Here is a 16,530-nt window from a genome sequence, read left to right as displayed (position 1 = left end):
TTAATTTATATGTTTTGAAACCGAGGAATTGAAAAATGATGCAATCAAAAACTGTTGTAGATTTATATCCATCCATCGATATTTTGTTGGACGAACCATTATCAAAATATACCCACACATTAACCGGGGGACCAGCCGACATTCTGGCTTTTCCAAAATCAATCAAAGAATGTCAAGAAATGTTGGATTATGCGAATGACCATTCCTTGCCGGTCACAGTCGTTGGCAATGCCAGTAACCTGATCGTCAAAGATGGCGGCATTCGTGGCTTGACGATGATCTTAACCAAAATGAACAAGATTACCGCTCATGAAAATCAAGTCGTGGCTGATGCTGGCGCTGCTCTGATTGACGTCACGAAGGCTGCTCAGGCGCACTCATTGACCAACGTGGAGTTCGCAGCTGGAATTCCCGGCAGCGTTGGTGGGGCTGTTTTCATGAACGCTGGGGCTTACGGAGGTGAAATTGCCAATGTGGTCTCGAGCGCTGAAGTTCTGACACCTGATAACCGAATCATTCATTTGAATCATAAACAATTGGATTTTGGCTATCGTCATTGTAGTGTTCAAGAAAATCATCAGATTGTGATATCGGCGACTTTTTCGTTAACGACCGGGATTGCCGACAAAATTCAAAAACAAATGGACCACTTAAACGCCTTACGGGCATCCAAGCAACCACTTGAACTGCCATCGTGCGGAAGTGTCTTCAAGCGGCCAAAAGGCTATTTTGCCGGCAAACTAATTCATGATTCCGGCCTGCAGGGCTTCCAGATTGGTGGCGCCCAAGTCTCGATGAAACATGCTGGCTTTATCGTCAATGTTGACGGGGCAACTGCCACTGACTATCTCAATGTGATTGCTCATGTTCAAAAGACAGTTTATGACAAATTCGGTGTCCATTTGGAAACAGAAGTCAGAATTATTGGAGAAGACCCCAAGTCAAACTAGGAGTTGGTAATTAGTGCACATCCTTGAAGCTGTCATACTATTGATGACATTAGTGGTTTTTTCAAATGTTATCGATCATTTTGTTCCAGCTGTTCCAGTTAGTTTAATTCAAGTGGTTTTGGGACTAGGGGCTGCTTTGATCATGCGAGTAAGCATCCCGCTGGAAACTGACTGGTTTTTATTACTATTTATCGCGCCGTTGCTATTTAATGATGGACGCAGGTTCCCGAAGCGGGAGTTGTGGAAGCTTCGGGGACCGATTTTGGCCAATGCAATTGTCTTGGTCTTTTTGACGACGATTCTAGGTGGTCTATTATTCCATTTGATTATTCCAAGCATGCCATTTTCGGTTAGTTTTGCGCTGGCCGCTATTTTATCACCGACTGACCCGGTGGCTGTCCAATCCATTTCGAAGCGTGCCAAGCTGCCTGAGGGTATCCTCCACATTGTGAGTGGGGAAAGTCTCATCAACGATGCCAGTGGTCTGATTGCTTTTAAATATGCAATTGCTGCCACTGTGACCGGCGTTTTTTCGATCAAGACCGCCGCAATTGACTTTGTCTACATCAGTATCATGGGCTTTATCAGTGGCCTGGTCATCATGGCCATCATTTTGATGATTGAAAACTGGCTTTATCGTCAAGGAATCAATGATGTGATTTTCAGTACTGTCCTCCAGGTGACAACGCCGTTTGTTGTTTATCTGTTAACCGAAGAATTTTTGCATGCTTCAGGCGTCATTGCCGTGGTAGCTGCCGGAATTATTTTTCATTTTTACGGCACTGCTCCGGATCGCAGCCAACCTGAATTAAAATTGGTGAGCGAAAAAACATGGGACATCATTATCTATACATTAAATGGGATTGTGTTCCTGATTTTAGGAATTGAACTGCCTTTGGCGACGACGAACGTGATTCAGAACAATAAAATCAACACTTTTGCGGCATTAGGAATTTCCTTCTTAGCTTGGTTGATTCTGCTGGCAATTCGAGTGATTTGGATTTATGCCTATCAAGCTGTCAGCAGTATTCGCTCACGTAAGATCAAGTCATTACAAACCAAACAAATGCCGACTTTTAAGGCTGCCTTATTAGCCGGACTTTCCGGGGTTCGTGGTGCCGTGACGATGGCCGGAGTCCTTTCAATTCCGATGACAATCAATGATGGCAGTCCATTTCCATCCAGATCACTGGCACTATTCGTTGCCGCAGGCGTCATTATTATGTCACTGGTTGTCGCTACGGTAACCCTGCCGTTGATTTCTGAGGATAAAGCGCCACTGCTTACACGGGCCAACTCAACTGATGAGCCGGATGAAATTGATGCTGATGCTGTTGAAGACGATACCGATACCAACTACATCTCTGAAGATGAGGCACGGGTTTACATCATGAAACTCGCCGTCCAGCGAATCGAAGAGGAACGGCGGCCAAGTAACCAAAAAGAAGCGTTTGATTTAATATTGGATTACCAGTTCTTAATTCGCCGGCTTGAGTTAAAATTGCAAGACAAAAAAGAAATGGATTCTATCATCTCAGACGAACTTGCCCTTCGAAGAGTCGCTTTGCGGGGTGAAAGAGCCGCGGTTCAAAAATTATATGATGATCAAAAGATTTCCAAACAGGCATATTTGATTGCCAGTGCCAAACTGCAGCGATTGGAGAATCGAATGATTCGTTCAATCGGCCATAAAGTCAAACTTGGTCATGGGACTGCCCGAAACTTTGTTAAGCTGCGCAACCGAATTTCTTTGTGGTTGATTCGCCATAAAACTGATCAAGATATTTCAGATGAATTGGCATTAATTCAAAGAGAACAAGCTAAAGCGGCAATCTCTGCATTGTCGGACTATTTTGCCCGTGACGACATTGATAATCAGCGGTTTGACAGTCAGTCGGTTTACCACCTGATTGTCCATTACCGAAACCAGATCGAACTGGCCAAAGACCATTCCAAAAAGCAGATTAAGGATCAGGCAATGAACTATCAGAGCTTGAGAATTAAAGCTTTGGCAGCCGAGCGGGAAGGGGTTCAAGTCCTGCTCGAGCAAGGCAATATTGATTGGTCAATGGCAGCGCACCTTAGACAATACATCAACTATTCTGAAACCGTGTTGATCATGGATTATCAAAACCAGTAGGGGGATTTCAAATGAATGATAAAGGGTTAGTGAACTTCAGAGATATTGGCGGCATTCAGGTACCATCAGGCAAGCTGCAATCAGGCTATTTCTTTAGAAGCGGCCAGATTGCCGGTATTAATCAGGAACAATACAGTTTCTTAAAAGACCAGTGTCAAATTAGAGATGTCTATGATTTTCGTAGCACTGATGAGGTGAAACAAGCTCCTGACACCGATATTTCCGGTGCCAAATATTATCACATTGATATTTTATCTGATAAAACTTCGAATGGCGCCAGTTTGGGTGCGATGATTACAGATGGCAATCAGGTTCATGAAAATATGCTCAAGACATATGAGTCGATTGTTCTAAGCGAATCTGCTCAAAAAGGGTATCATGATTTTATGATTGGACTACTTAAAGACGATGCGCCAATTTTATTTCACTGCTTTGCTGGAAAAGACCGGACTGGCTTTGCAGCTGCCGTTATTCTAAAGGTCGCAGGAGCCGACGATCAGCAGGTTATGGATGATTACCTGCTGACAAATAAGCTTCGGGTTCAGGCCAATGAGGAATTACTGAATCGATTTAAAGATGAGATGGACCAGCAACAGCTCGACAATTTGCATACAGCGTTAATGGTTGACCCCGATTATTTGCGTCATGCCAACGAGGTCTTGCTGGATCATTTTGGGACGTTTGACGATTATCTGAAGAATGGTCTAAACTTGCCAACCGACTATGTTGCTCAATTTAGGAATAAATTTGTAACTCGATAAGAATTTTCGCCAAACAAAAAGGGATGTAACGTCTTAACGACGATGAACATCCCATTTATTTTGCCTGTGGTTTTTGAATTAACTTGAGTGTGTAGTAGAATACCAGCTGGACGATGGTTAGCAGGATAATGAAAACAATTGCCGGCCGGCTCCACATGTTCATCAATGGTTTGATGAACAATTCTGGTGTGAGAAATAAGTAAATTGTGTGAATCCGTAAGAAACGGCCGATGAAAATCCCAACTGATGCAAGAATCGTTAAAACAACGATGACGCCATGTTTGATTAATAAACCTTTTGCATGAACTCTGGCGGTGATTGCAGTTGCGACGGTATCAAGTCCCCAAAGGCCTAACAGTGTTGAGAAGATCGTTGAAACCAGTAACAATGTAAATTTTAACCACATGATGTCATCCAAACGAAGCAAGCCGTTGACACCATACGGATTGAGTAGCGACAAGTGGAACAAATCCGTCAACAGATAGGGTGTATTTGGATAGAATAAAAGCCAAACAATCACCATAATCCAAAACAAGAACCCATTCTTTGGTTTTCCAACGTCGATATGAAAACTGAGTTCGATTGGAATAAAAGCCAAGAATGTATTCAAAACCAGAAAATTAAATGGGGGTTGTTTGAGATATGAATATAGTAAGGCAATCCAAACCAGAAAAAGTGCTCGGACCAGCCATTTATTTTTTGCGTTCACGTCAAAACCCCCTATCAATATAATTAAACTATTTTTTGATGACAAATGCCATCAATTATTATCAGTTCAAGACTTTTTTAATGATTTATTTAAACATCATTGGAAATTTGATTCAATTATCAGTTTCACGGAGTAGAATGATATAATATTTTTGAAAACTAATTAAGGGAGAGCGCAATGAACTGGTCTGATATTTTTACTGTACATAACTTTACGAGCCTCATCGATATTCTGGCCGTATGGTTTTTAATTTATAATTTGCTACTGATCGTCCGTGACACCAAAGCTGTCCAGCTTTTGCGTGGGATTGTGTTTATTCTGCTGATTAAAATCATCAGTGCATACACTGGGCTCTCTACATTGTCTTGGATTATGGATCAGGTCATCAATTGGGGAGTTATTGCCTTAGTTGTTATCTTCCAGCCTGAAATTCGTCGAGGATTGGAACACCTGGGTCGGGGCTCGATCTTTGTTAAAGGGCGCAAAGAGAATGAGAACGCCCAAAAGATGATCACAGCTTTGGACCGGGCAATTCAATATATGTCCAAGCGACGCATCGGTGCGTTGATCACCTTGCAGATGAATACCGGTTTGGAAGAATACATCGAAACTGGAATTGATTTGGATGCAGATGTCAGCGGAGAGTTATTAATCAATATTTTCATCCCCAATACACCACTCCATGATGGGGCTGTGATCATCAAAGATAATCGGATCGCTGCGGCTGCTGCTTATCTGCCATTGTCACAGAGTAACCTGATTCCAAAGGAGTTGGGAACGCGACACAGGGCTGCTGTCGGAATTTCTGAGTTGACTGATGCGATGACGGTCGTTATTTCTGAGGAAACCGGCGAAGTTTCCATTACTCAAAATAACGAGTTGCTTCGGGGCATGACACGGGATGACTACTTGAAGTATTTCAAGAACCAACTATTTACTGATGAGGATGAGCAGACCCATAAGACCTTTATTAACACTGTGTCTGGTTTCATTGACAAGCACTTCAAAGGGGGTCGGTAGTTATGAGACAATGGCTCTTCAAAAATTGGGCTTACCGTCTATTGTCACTCTTCTTTGCAATCTTACTGTTTATGTATGTCGGCAGTAACCAATCCAATACAACCAGCAATCAATCCAGCAACAACACCAATTCAACCTCCCTAACTTCTAATCGGACCCAAACTTTTTCTGTGCCGCTTTCATTGACGGTTAACAGTAACAAATATTTTGTTACCGGTTATCCGCAAAAGGTCAAAGTTCATTTAACTGGACCGTCCGCTTTGGTAACAACCACTGCGAATACCCAGAATTTCAAGGCTTATGCTGATCTTTCAAAGCTTGGTGTCGGAACACATACAGTTCGAATTCAACAGGATGGTTTAAATAATGATTTGAGATATCGCTTCGAACCGGCTACAATTAAGGTTGATATTCAGCCACGGGAGACGGTCACTTATCCGTTAACCGTTAAATATTCACAAAGAAACATCGCTTCTGGTTATCAGGCCGGTCAAGCCAACGCTGATGTGAAGAACGTTAAGATTACCGGTGCTTCTGATCAGATCAACCGAATTAAATCGGTCGTTGCTCAATTGAACGTTCCTCAAAATGCCAAATCATCAATTTCCAGTCAGGCAATTATTGAGGCACTCGATTCCAAGCAAAACACTGTTAATGTTGTCATTACGCCCGCAACGGCTGATGTGACATTGCCGATTACCCCTGGTAATAGTAAGGAACTACCGATCAAGCTGGAACCAAAGGGCATTACGGATGATAATGAAAGCTTTACTTTAACATCACCTACCAAACGGGTCCGGGTATTTGGTACCAAGGCAGAACTTGCGAAGTTGTCTTCAGTTAAGGTTGAGGTTGATACGAGCGATGTCACTAAGACTAAGACCAAGAAAGTTTCTTTGGATTCCAAACTGAATAACGTTAAGGGCTTTGATCCTGAACGGATTTCGGTTAAAGTCACCAGAAACAACTAATAAAAATATTGAAACTGAAATGAGGAATTTTTAACATGAAGTATTTTGGTACTGATGGCGTTCGCGGTATTGCGAACAAAGAATTGACTCCTGAGTTGGCCTTCAAATGTGGCCGTGCAGGCGGCTATGTCCTGACGCATCATTCTGAGCGAAAGCAGCCACAAGTGCTTGTCGCCAGAGATACACGAATTTCGGGACAAATGCTTGAAGAAGCATTGATTGCAGGTTTGCTTTCGGTTGGCATTGAAGTGTTGAACTTAGGCATTGTGACGACTCCTGGAGTAGCTTACCTGGTCCGAAATCAGGAAGCTGACGCCGGTGTTATGATCACCGCGTCTCACAACCCAGTTGAATACAATGGCATCAAGTTCTTTGGCGCCGACGGATACAAATTATCCGATGAGTTGGAAGAAGAAATTGAGGGCATCCTTGAACGGCCTGAAGATATTCTGCCACGGCCTGCAGCTGACGGCTTGGGTGTCGCTGGAGATTATCTGGAAGGTAGTCAGAAGTACATTCATTTTCTTGAACAAACCATTTCAGAAGATCTTTCAGGAATGAAGGTTGCTGTCGATGCAGCCAATGGTTCAACCAGTAAATTAGTGACAACTTTGTATGCTGACTTAGGGATTGAATTTGAAACTGTGGCAACCAATCCAGATGGCCTTAATATCAATGACCATGTTGGCTCAACGCATCCTGAACAACTTCAGAAATTCGTTTTGGACAAGGGTGTCCAAGCCGGGATTGCTTTTGATGGTGATGGGGATCGTTGTATCGCTGTTGATGAAAATGGTAAGTTAGTTGATGGGGATGCCATTATGTATATTTGTGGCAAGTACATGGCTGAACGTGGTCGTTTAAAGAAAAATACGATTGTGACCACAGTTATGAGCAACATGGGAATGTACAAAGCCATGGAGCGTGAAGGGATGACCAGCGTTAAAACGCAAGTTGGGGACCGTTACGTTGTCGAGAAAATGAATCAGGATGGTTACAATTTGGGTGGTGAACAATCCGGCCACATTATCTTCTTGGACTTCAACACCACTGGTGATGGCATGCTGACAAGTCTCCAACTATTATCTGTTATGAAATCTACCGGGAAGAAACTCTCGGAACTTACCGGCGAAATTAAGAAATATCCTCAACGCTTGATTAATGTCAAAGTGGCTGATAAAAAGCATGCTTTGGATAACGAAAAGGTCAAAGAAGTGATTGCTCAAGTTGAAGAGGAAATGCACGGGGATGGCCGAGTTTTAGTTCGCCCGAGTGGAACGGAACCTTTGCTTCGAGTTATGACCGAGGCACCAACCCAGGATTTGGTTGATGATTACACCAAACGAATTGCGGATGTTGTTCAAGCTGAGTTGGGAATTGAATAGTTCTCACATTTTTTCATCAAATAAATAATTTAAATATCAAATTTTTATGGAGTTGTAAGTAAAACGAAAGTTTGCTGCAACTCCTTTTTATTTTGTCCATTGTGTTTCTCAAAAAGGCAATATACCAATTCTTAAGATTTGCTATACCATTTGATATCTTTTGTTGACTTTTCTCTCCAAGTTAGGTAGATTATACGTGTTATATAAATATATAGAGTCAATATTCTGTATATACCAATTTATTAAATTTGAGGAGAATACTAAAATGTGTGGAATAGTTGGAGTTACTGGAAATGATAATGCTGTTTCAATTTTATTGGAAGGGCTTGAAAAACTTGAATATCGTGGCTACGATTCTGCCGGAATTTATGTGAACGATTTGAATGGGAATGACTACCTAGTTAAACGTAAGGGTCGGATTTCCGAATTGGAAGCTGCCGTTGGCCCAGAAGTTCACGGTTCTGTTGGAATTGGCCATACTCGTTGGGCAACCCATGGTGTTGTGAGTGTTGATAATGCTCACCCACAATACTCAGAAGATCATCGATTCTATTTGGTTCACAATGGTGTGATCGAAAACTATAAGGAACTTAAAGCGAAGTATTTGAGCAACACGACTTTTACCAGCCAAACTGATACTGAAGTGGTTGTCCAGTTGGTCGATCGTTTTGTTCAAAATGAAGGCATGACTACCAAGGCTGCCTTCTTGAAGACGTTGAGTTTATTGGAAGGTTCTTCGTATGCCTTCCTTTTGATCGATAGTACTGATCCTGAAACGTTGTATGTTGCCAAGAACAAGAGCCCATTGCTGATTGGGGTTGGTGACGGCTGCAACGTTGTCTGCTCAGATGCTTTGGCGATGTTAAATGTGACTCACGACTTTCTTGAATTGCACGATGGTGAAGTCGTCACCATCAAGCCAAATTCAGTGAATATTGAAGATCGTGATGGCAACAAAGTTGAGCGTGATACTTTCCACGTAGATATGGATGCTCAGGAAACCGACAAGGGCCCATATCCTTACTACATGCTTAAGGAAATTGACGAACAACCAAATGTAATGCGTAAATTGGCATCCTTATACACTGAGGAATCAGGTAAGCCAAATGTTGACTCAGAGTTGATTAACGCAATGAAACAAGCCGACCGTCTGTACATTGTCGGTGCTGGTACCAGTTACCATGCTGGGTTGGTTGGCAAGAAGCTGTTTGAAAAGTTGGCGCACGTTCCAACTGAAGTTCACATCGCTTCAGAATTTGCTTATGATAATCCACTATTATCGAAGAAACCATTCTTCATCTTCCTGTCACAGAGTGGCGAGACTGCCGACAGTCGTGAGGTGTTGGTGAACGTTAATGCCAACAACTATGAGAGTTTGACCATCACCAACGTTGAGAACTCGACCTTATTCCGAGAAGCAACTTATACGATGTTATTGCATGCGGGTCCTGAAATTTCCGTTGCCTCGACTAAAGCCTATACTGCACAAATTGGGGTTGAAGCCATTTTAGCCAAGGCCTTGGGTGAAGCTAAGGAGCAGACAATTGCCGAAGAATTTGACATTCGTCAACAATTAGGATTGGTTGCGACAGGTATGCAGGCTATCATTGACGAAAAAGATATCATTGATGACTTAGCTAAGAAATACTTTGTTCCAGCTAATCGGGCTTTCTACATTGGCCGTGGGATTGACCAAACCGTTTCACTCGAGTCTGCTTTGAAGCTGAAAGAAATTTCTTACGTTCAAGCAGAAGGATTTGCTTCAGGTGAATTGAAGCACGGCACGATTGCTTTGATTGAAGAGGGTACGCCAGTTGTTGGTATTATTACCCAAAAACGGACTGCCAATTTAACTCGAAGCAATTTACAGGAAACTGAGTCTCGCGGTGCCGCAACCTTCACGATTGTCCGCAAAGGATTGGCTGAAGAAGACGATACTTTGATCATTCCGGATGTTAACGAATTGATTACGCCATTACTGAGTGTTGTACCGGCACAATTGATCGCTTACTTCACCAGTTTGAATAAGGGACTTGATGTTGATCGTCCTCGTAACTTGGCCAAGAGTGTCACAGTTGAATAACAAAATGTTTTTTCAATGATGGAAGGCGAGCAGAAATGCTTGCCTTCTTTTTTTACTATTTTTGATCGAAATCGGCATTAATTTTTAAAATGATAGTTTCTTTTTTTGTTTTCAATCGTAAAATGATATATTATAAGAGTTGGTAAAGTTATTAAGAAAGTTTAAAGCTTTTTTGGATAATTAATTCTATTTAGGGCTTCATTTTTCAACAATTATCTAATATGATAGGGATGTGGCCTAAACGGAGGTGTGGATCATTGAATAAAATAATTAAGCATGGACTAACTGCCTTACTTGTTACGGGGATGGGGGTTTTATTCACAGCATTTTCTGCCCAAAGTACATACCAGCAAGCTTATGCTTCAACAGCAAGCAGTTTTATCTCAAAATATAAAAGTGATGTTACAAAGGCTTCGACAAAATATAATCTCTATGGTTCAGTCATGATGGCCCAAGCAGGTTTGGAAAGCGGTTGGGGCCAAAGCCAATTGACTACGGAAGCGAATAACTTCTTTGGTATCAAAGGTGCCTATAATGGTGCTTCTGTTTCAATGCCAACGACTGAATATAACAGTAATGGCCAAATGATTAATACCACGGCTAACTTTAAGAAATATCCATCTGCGTATGCATCGTTTGCCGACAACGGTTCGACTTTGCGCAACGGAACCAGTTGGAATTCGAAATATTACTCCGGTTCATGGAAGGAAAACGCAGCAACTTATGAGGATGCTGCGAACGCCTTGACTGGTAAATATGCGACTGCTCCAAACTATGGTCAATCGTTGATCACTGTCATTCAGACATATAACCTGGATCAGGTCTTTGGAGAAACCGGCAGTTCAACGTCTTCGTCAGCAACTTCAGCAAGTAGTTCAAGTGCCAGTTCTGCGACTTCTTCATCCGCTACGGCTCAAGCACCTGCTGCGCCAAAATTAGCTAAGGTGAAGTATTACAAAGCATCTGGAAAAGATTTAGTCCCACTTTCCAGTAAATACAAGAAATATTACGTATATAATCATGTGAAGGGTTCAACGACTTCGCAAAAACGGTACACATGGTCGCAACTTGGCGTTAAGAGCAGGGTTCAGGTTTATTTGGACATGCGTGGCGTTAAGTCCAACAGTTCAACCAACTGGTATCGTCTGCGCTTCTACAGTAATTCAAAAGCTAAGAAGTTCTGGGTCAGTGCACCTGCATTGTCGTTTGCTACCACGTATACCGGCACTGCCAGCGGCGCATTAACGCCAAGCAAATCTTCATCCGGCTATATTTATAACCATATTGTTGGCTCGAGTTATCTGTCAAAGCCCGTTAAAAAGGTGAAAACAATTGCTGCTGCCAATAAAGGCTATAATGTTAACAAAACCGCGCTTCAGAAGACTTCCAAAGGCCTTGTCCTTTGGTATCGAATCGCTGACGGCAAGACAAAGGGTTGGATTAAAGGTTCAGATGTAGTATCATATCCTGGGTCGGTTGCCGTTGTTAATCACAAAGAAACCAAGTCGATTTCAAAGAATGCTTCCTCGACTTATTTGTATGATCATGCCAACGCAACCGGCAACCTGCAAAAACATTACAAGTTAAATCAAGTTGATTTACAGATAGGAACCAAGGTATCCATTGATAAGATTGGTTATAAGATTAATGACCATTCCTTGTGGTACCGAATTTCGACGCCTAATTCTTCATCCAAATATTGGGTTTCAGGTTCGTTCCTTTCTTAATTGAAGCATAAAGCGTCGATGGTTATAACGGGGGTTAAACCATCAGCCATTGGGAGGTTTTTGGAATTTTCAAACAAGTCAAAAATGTCATGATGAAAGCCATAATCGCAGCGGTTGCGGTTACCGGCTTTTGTTTTGTCAATGCAAATCGATCAAATGCCAGTATTGAGACTGATTTTATTGAACAGCTCAAAACACCGGTTGTTAAAGTAAGCAGGGCTAACCATCTTTATCCATCTGTTATGATGGCCCAAGCAATCGTTGAGAGCGATTTCGGCCGTTCAGAGCTATCATTGGACGCAAACAATTACTTCGGTGTCAAAGGCGCTTATAATGGTCAATCCGTGACCATGAGTACTGGAGAGTATACCTCAAAAGGGAAACATTATATGACAGCGGCTGCCTTTAAGAAGTATCCAACCGTTGAAGCTTCAATCAAGGATAATGCTTATCTACTCCGTCATGGAACTTTAACTGATCCGGATTATTATGCGGGGACTTGGACAAATAACGCATTGACGTCGACTGATGCTGCCATGGCATTGTCTCTAACGTATGCCACGGATATGAATTACGGCAATAAACTGAATGCGATCATAACGAAGTATGATTTAAACAAACTTGACGGGTCAGCCAGTTCTGGCGATATCAGTTCAAAGATTAACGCATCTTTGAATAAGCAACTTGGTGGAAGTCACAATAATTCCGTCGCGGTCAGAGAAGAAAACTCACGATCGAAAATTAATAGTATGCCAAAACGGATTATTCCGAACTTTGTCTTTAATGACAATGGGGCAACCAAAATTAATCAAGGCGACTCCGTGATTCAATTTAACAGTTTGCCTCTGGAGCGAATTGTTCGCAGATAGATGTTTAAGGGTTCGCAAAGTTTATTTGGGAATCCTTTTTTCTGTTGCGAATTTTGTTATAATGTTACTCGTGAATTTAGAGTCTCTTAAATTAGGAGCGAAACAATGGAAAATGATTATAAAGTAAAAGTTGAAAATGTTACCAAGGAGTATGAGCTCTTTAAGACCCAATCAGAAAAATTGCGCTCATTCTTTTCGATTACTAAAAAACCAGTCCCTCATTTTTGGTCACTCATGGGTGTCTCATTGACCATTAAGCCAGGGGAGACGCTGGGCTTAATTGGTGTTAATGGTTCCGGAAAATCAACTATTTCAAACATTATTTCGGGTATTATTCCGCAAACAACCGGCTACGTTGACGTTCGGGGTGAAACTTCGATCGTGGCGATTCATGCTGGATTGAGAAGTAGTTTGACCGGCCGTGAAAATATCCGTTTGAAATCACTGATGCAGGGCTTGACCAACGAAGAAATTGACGAGCTGATGCCTGATATCATCGCATTTGCTGATATCGGCGATTTTGTTGATCAGCCAGTTAAGAGTTATTCAAGTGGTATGCGGTCTCGACTTGGTTTTGCAATTGCTGTCCATATCAATCCTGACATTTTGATTATTGATGAAGCTTTGTCCGTTGGTGACGATACGTTCTACCAAAAGTGTGTGGACAAGATCACTGAATTTAAAGAGGAAGGTAAGACGATCATCTTCGTCAGCCATTCACTCAAACAAATCGAAATGCTTTGTGATAAAGTAGCTTGGATTAACTATGGCGAACTTAAAATGGTCGGGGAGACCAAAGAAGTTACCAAGAAGTACCGTGAGTTTACCCAGTGGTTTAAAAAGCTGAGTAAAAAAGAAAAGCATAAGTTTGAAACTGAACGAAAAAGTGTTCAAAAGAACTTCAGCATCAAAAATTATCAAAAACAAATTACTGAACAGGCTCAAAAAGAGCATCCTGATGAAAAAGATATCCCTGCTAAAATTCATAAACAATTTTATGGTTCTGTGATTAGTGAGAAGATGTCAATTTGGAATCAGCTGCTGACTTGGGCTGTCCTTATTTTGGTTGTTTTCTTCTGTCTCGTTAACGTTTCCGGCCACTCACTGCAGCATGTGATCGACAATCCGACTTCCATCGTCCATCCATCACATACGTTGCATCTACCAGGTAAAGAGTGATTAATTGGTTGCCTAAACACAATTTGGCAACCTTTTTTCTGAAATCAGTTGACAGCGCTTACAATATTGAGTATATTATGTTCGGGTACTAAATAAATACCTTCTAATCAATTCTCTTTCTCTCTTAAAAAACTGACGCCTTTATAACGTCAGTTTTTTTATGTATAATTGTTTGCGTGAGTTAATGAGGAGGCAGTAAGTTGAAAAGTCATGAAGTATTGACATTGATTGAAGAAATTACTAGAAACGATGGCACAAAATATATTGAGATTAGCAACATGGTTCAAAATGGAAGGGCAGAATTAGCTGCTGAGAGAGGTTTTATTAAGCAGGTCAGGATATTACAGCTAAACATCCCGCATTCACCTCATGTGGCCAAATATGAACAATACATCAACGAAAATTACACAATGCCAACCGAAGACATGGATCATTTTGAGGAATGGAAGAAGACCCCTGAGATGCAGAAGGAAGTTGACATTATTCTTAAAGAAAATCACATTAGTTAGTGGCTTGATGAAATTTAGATGATAAATTCGTTTGCATATTTTCGATAGATATGATATAAATATATATGTCGTTTTTAAAGAAAATATTTTTGCTCCGTAGTTCAGTGGTAGAATAATTGACTGTTAATCAAGAGGTCGCTGGTTCGAACCCAGCCGGAGCAGTAAAGATCTTCTGGGATCCACAGATCTCTCAAAATCTTTTTTTATGCATTTTTTAGTTGTCAGCCACTCTCAGATATGATATATTATCTAGGTGGTCATTAAGTAAATATTTTTGCTCCGTAGTTCAGTGGTAGAATAATTGACTGTTAATCAAGAGGTCGCTGGTTCGAACCCAGCCGGAGCAGTAAATAGAAAAGCAGGCAGTTTGCCTGCTTTTTATTTTTTTCGCTTTTTCTCATTTTGGACGAGTGAAAGTTAATTCAGCTTTTCACAATCATCTTGCATATGTTAGGATTAATATGATGATTCATGCAGTGATAGTAAGAGACATTGCCAGATTATTTTGTTGGGGGGAACGGCTTTGAAAAAACATTCAGCGTTTCAAAATTTCATTAGATTGTCACTTGGCGTCGCTACAGCAGTTGGGCTTTCAATCGGGGTATTGACTGACATTCATGCTGACTCAGCCGTTAACAATTATATTTACAGCAATCAATTGCAGCCTGCCAATGTTACCAAGTCAATTGGGAGTGGTTTTCCAAAGAACAAGTATACGACGGGGACCCCAAATGGTGTAGTCGTTCATGAAACCGGCAATCCAAATTCAACCATTTATGGTGAAATTGCTTATATGAAAAAGAATTATCAAAACGCTTTTGTTCACTCATATGTGGATGCATCCAGAGTGATCAACATTGCCAACACTGACTATCTTGCGTGGGGCTGTGGGTTCCCAGGGAATGGGCGTTTCTTGCAATTTGAGCAGGTCGAAGTCCATAGTAAGTCAGCGTTTGCCAAAGAAGTTAATAATGCAGCCCATTATACAGCTGATCTCCTTCATCAATATAATTTACCGTTGAATAATGCAGTCAACGACGGCAAGGGCACTGTTTGGTCACACAAAGCGGTTGCCCAATATCTTGGCGGCTCGGATCACGTTGATCCTGACGGTTACTATGCCAAATCAGGGAAAACGTACTTCGGCCAAGCGTATACCATGAATGATTTTTATGCGCTGGTTAAACATTACTATGATGCTTCGAGTGGGTCTGATTCGAGCAATCCAACTTCTTCGGATTCTTCCAGTAGTTCCCAGCTATCTGGGAATGCTGTTTCCCAACCAACGACCGTCAAGTATTACCAGGGTCAGGGAAATGAAACTGCGAGTTTGAATCGAAGCTTTTCAAAGTATCGACTTTATAATCACGTCAAGGGGTCCGGTTACAGCACGTTTAGCTACAATTGGACATATGTACCGGCTTACACCGGCAAGAAGGTCTACGTTGACTCTCGTGGCGTTAAGCAGCCCGCTAAGAGTACATGGTATCGAATCCGGTTCAGCAAGGCTGCTAATGCTCAAAAGTATTGGGTATACGGGAAGGCATTGAATTTCAACCCGGTAACTTTTACGGATTCCAGTGTCTCGATTACCATCAAAAAAGATCATTATGCGCTTCGAAATCACGTTTACAACACGTCGTATCTCTCTAAGATAAGTGGTTATTCAAAGGATTTTCTGAACCAGACGGTCAAGGCTAACAAAAAAGCCGTTAAGACTTATACTAACGGCAGTACAGTGTGGTACCGATTTAAATTGAACAATCAAAATGTCTGGGTGTGCGAACAGGCACTTAAGTAAACAAAAAATGACTTGGAATTCATTTCCAAGTCATTTTTATTTACGATTTATAAATTAATTTCAGACGGTGTCGCAATGATTTGGCGGTCACCGCTGTCATAGACGACCAGCGACTTTGGATAGCCGTTATCGTAAGGGTATGGTGAATCAAAAGTGGCAACCAATTCATTTCCCTGAATAAAATCATAGGATAAATTGCCATCGTTATTAACTAAATTAAATGTGATCAAATTTGATAATTGGAAAACGCCCTGCAAATCATTATCGATGATGTACCAAACATTATCAATTGCTTCATCAGGTAAGGATGAAACGATCGTGTAGCTGGCGAATCGGGATTCATTTGGATTAAACATTCATAACACCTTCATTTCTACATTGCTTATCATATGTAACCTACCAAAATAATCTGGTCAACGCAAGTAA

Annotated in this window: 14 protein-coding genes and 2 tRNA genes; 14 read left to right on the top strand and 2 right to left on the bottom strand. The window is 41.4% G+C overall.

Annotated elements, in window-relative coordinates; genetic code table 11:
• Positions 1-38: 38 nt before the first annotated feature.
• Genes murB through FD05_RS10055 form a run of 3 tightly spaced genes read left to right on the top strand, consistent with a single transcriptional unit; the run spans position 39 to position 3,851 of the window.
• Positions 39-950, top strand: coding sequence for a UDP-N-acetylmuramate dehydrogenase (murB, locus tag FD05_RS10065; protein WP_020280055.1), 912 nt, complete (start codon positions 39-41; stop codon positions 948-950).
• 13 nt (positions 951-963) lie between these two features.
• The gene (locus FD05_RS10060) at positions 964-3,090 is read left to right on the top strand and encodes a cation:proton antiporter (protein ID WP_039932272.1); all 2,127 of its coding nucleotides are present in this window, start codon (positions 964-966) and stop codon (positions 3,088-3,090) included.
• Positions 3,091-3,101: 11 nt separating this feature from the next.
• On the top strand, positions 3,102-3,851 hold the full coding sequence (locus FD05_RS10055; RefSeq protein ID WP_020280057.1) for a tyrosine-protein phosphatase: 750 nt from the start codon (positions 3,102-3,104) through the stop codon (positions 3,849-3,851).
• 55 nt (positions 3,852-3,906) lie between these two features.
• Here the strand turns inward: FD05_RS10055 and FD05_RS10050 are convergent, their stop codons facing one another.
• Positions 3,907-4,560, bottom strand: coding sequence for a DUF1361 domain-containing protein (locus tag FD05_RS10050; RefSeq protein WP_020280058.1), 654 nt, complete (start codon positions 4,558-4,560; stop codon positions 3,907-3,909).
• A gap of 177 nt (positions 4,561-4,737) precedes the next feature.
• Between FD05_RS10050 and cdaA the strand changes: the two genes are divergently transcribed.
• The 11 genes from cdaA to FD05_RS09995 all read left to right on the top strand — a co-directional run bounded on the left by cdaA (position 4,738) and on the right by FD05_RS09995 (position 16,104).
• Positions 4,738-5,580, top strand: coding sequence for a diadenylate cyclase CdaA (gene cdaA, locus FD05_RS10045; protein WP_020280059.1), 843 nt, complete (start codon positions 4,738-4,740; stop codon positions 5,578-5,580).
• A gap of 2 nt (positions 5,581-5,582) precedes the next feature.
• Positions 5,583-6,551 carry a CdaR family protein gene (locus FD05_RS10040; protein ID WP_020280060.1) on the top strand — a complete coding sequence of 323 codons (969 nt, stop codon included), beginning with the start codon at positions 5,583-5,585 and terminating at the stop codon, positions 6,549-6,551.
• A 35-nt stretch (positions 6,552-6,586) separates the two neighbouring features.
• Entirely contained in the window at positions 6,587-7,936 is a 1,350-nt protein-coding gene (glmM, locus tag FD05_RS10035) for a phosphoglucosamine mutase (RefSeq protein WP_020280061.1), read from the top strand.
• Positions 7,937-8,201: 265 nt separating this feature from the next.
• A complete protein-coding gene (glmS, locus tag FD05_RS10030) occupies positions 8,202-10,019 on the top strand; it encodes a glutamine--fructose-6-phosphate transaminase (isomerizing) (protein ID WP_020280062.1) in 1,818 nt (605 codons plus the stop codon).
• 257 nt (positions 10,020-10,276) lie between these two features.
• Positions 10,277-11,746: a glycoside hydrolase family 73 protein gene (locus FD05_RS10025; protein ID WP_039932277.1), complete on the top strand. Its 1,470-nt coding sequence runs from the start codon at positions 10,277-10,279 to the stop codon at positions 11,744-11,746.
• A gap of 89 nt (positions 11,747-11,835) precedes the next feature.
• Positions 11,836-12,615 (top strand): glucosaminidase domain-containing protein, encoded by a 780-nt coding sequence (locus FD05_RS10020; protein WP_020280064.1) that lies wholly within the window; start codon positions 11,836-11,838, stop codon positions 12,613-12,615.
• A 105-nt stretch (positions 12,616-12,720) separates the two neighbouring features.
• On the top strand, positions 12,721-13,794 hold the full coding sequence (locus FD05_RS10015) for an ABC transporter ATP-binding protein (protein ID WP_020280065.1): 1,074 nt from the start codon (positions 12,721-12,723) through the stop codon (positions 13,792-13,794).
• Positions 13,795-13,994: 200 nt separating this feature from the next.
• A complete protein-coding gene (locus FD05_RS10010; protein WP_039932279.1) occupies positions 13,995-14,303 on the top strand; it encodes a hypothetical protein in 309 nt (102 codons plus the stop codon).
• A 90-nt stretch (positions 14,304-14,393) separates the two neighbouring features.
• A tRNA-Asn gene (locus FD05_RS10005) sits at positions 14,394-14,465 on the top strand.
• 113 nt (positions 14,466-14,578) lie between these two features.
• A tRNA-Asn gene (locus tag FD05_RS10000) sits at positions 14,579-14,650 on the top strand.
• A gap of 176 nt (positions 14,651-14,826) precedes the next feature.
• Positions 14,827-16,104, top strand: coding sequence for a peptidoglycan recognition protein family protein (locus tag FD05_RS09995; RefSeq protein ID WP_223602551.1), 1,278 nt, complete (start codon positions 14,827-14,829; stop codon positions 16,102-16,104).
• A 47-nt stretch (positions 16,105-16,151) separates the two neighbouring features.
• Here the strand turns inward: FD05_RS09995 and FD05_RS09990 are convergent, their stop codons facing one another.
• Complete coding sequence (locus tag FD05_RS09990) at positions 16,152-16,460, bottom strand: DUF960 domain-containing protein (protein WP_014940100.1); 309 nt, start codon at positions 16,458-16,460, stop codon at positions 16,152-16,154.
• Positions 16,461-16,530: the final 70 nt, after the last annotated feature.

The sequence above is a fragment of the Lentilactobacillus otakiensis DSM 19908 = JCM 15040 genome, assembly GCF_001434145.1.
GTDB classification, from domain to species: Bacteria; Bacillota; Bacilli; order Lactobacillales; family Lactobacillaceae; genus Lentilactobacillus; species Lentilactobacillus otakiensis.
The sequence above is the reverse complement of the archived record's forward strand: the minus strand, read 5'-3'. Positions and strand labels throughout refer to the sequence as shown.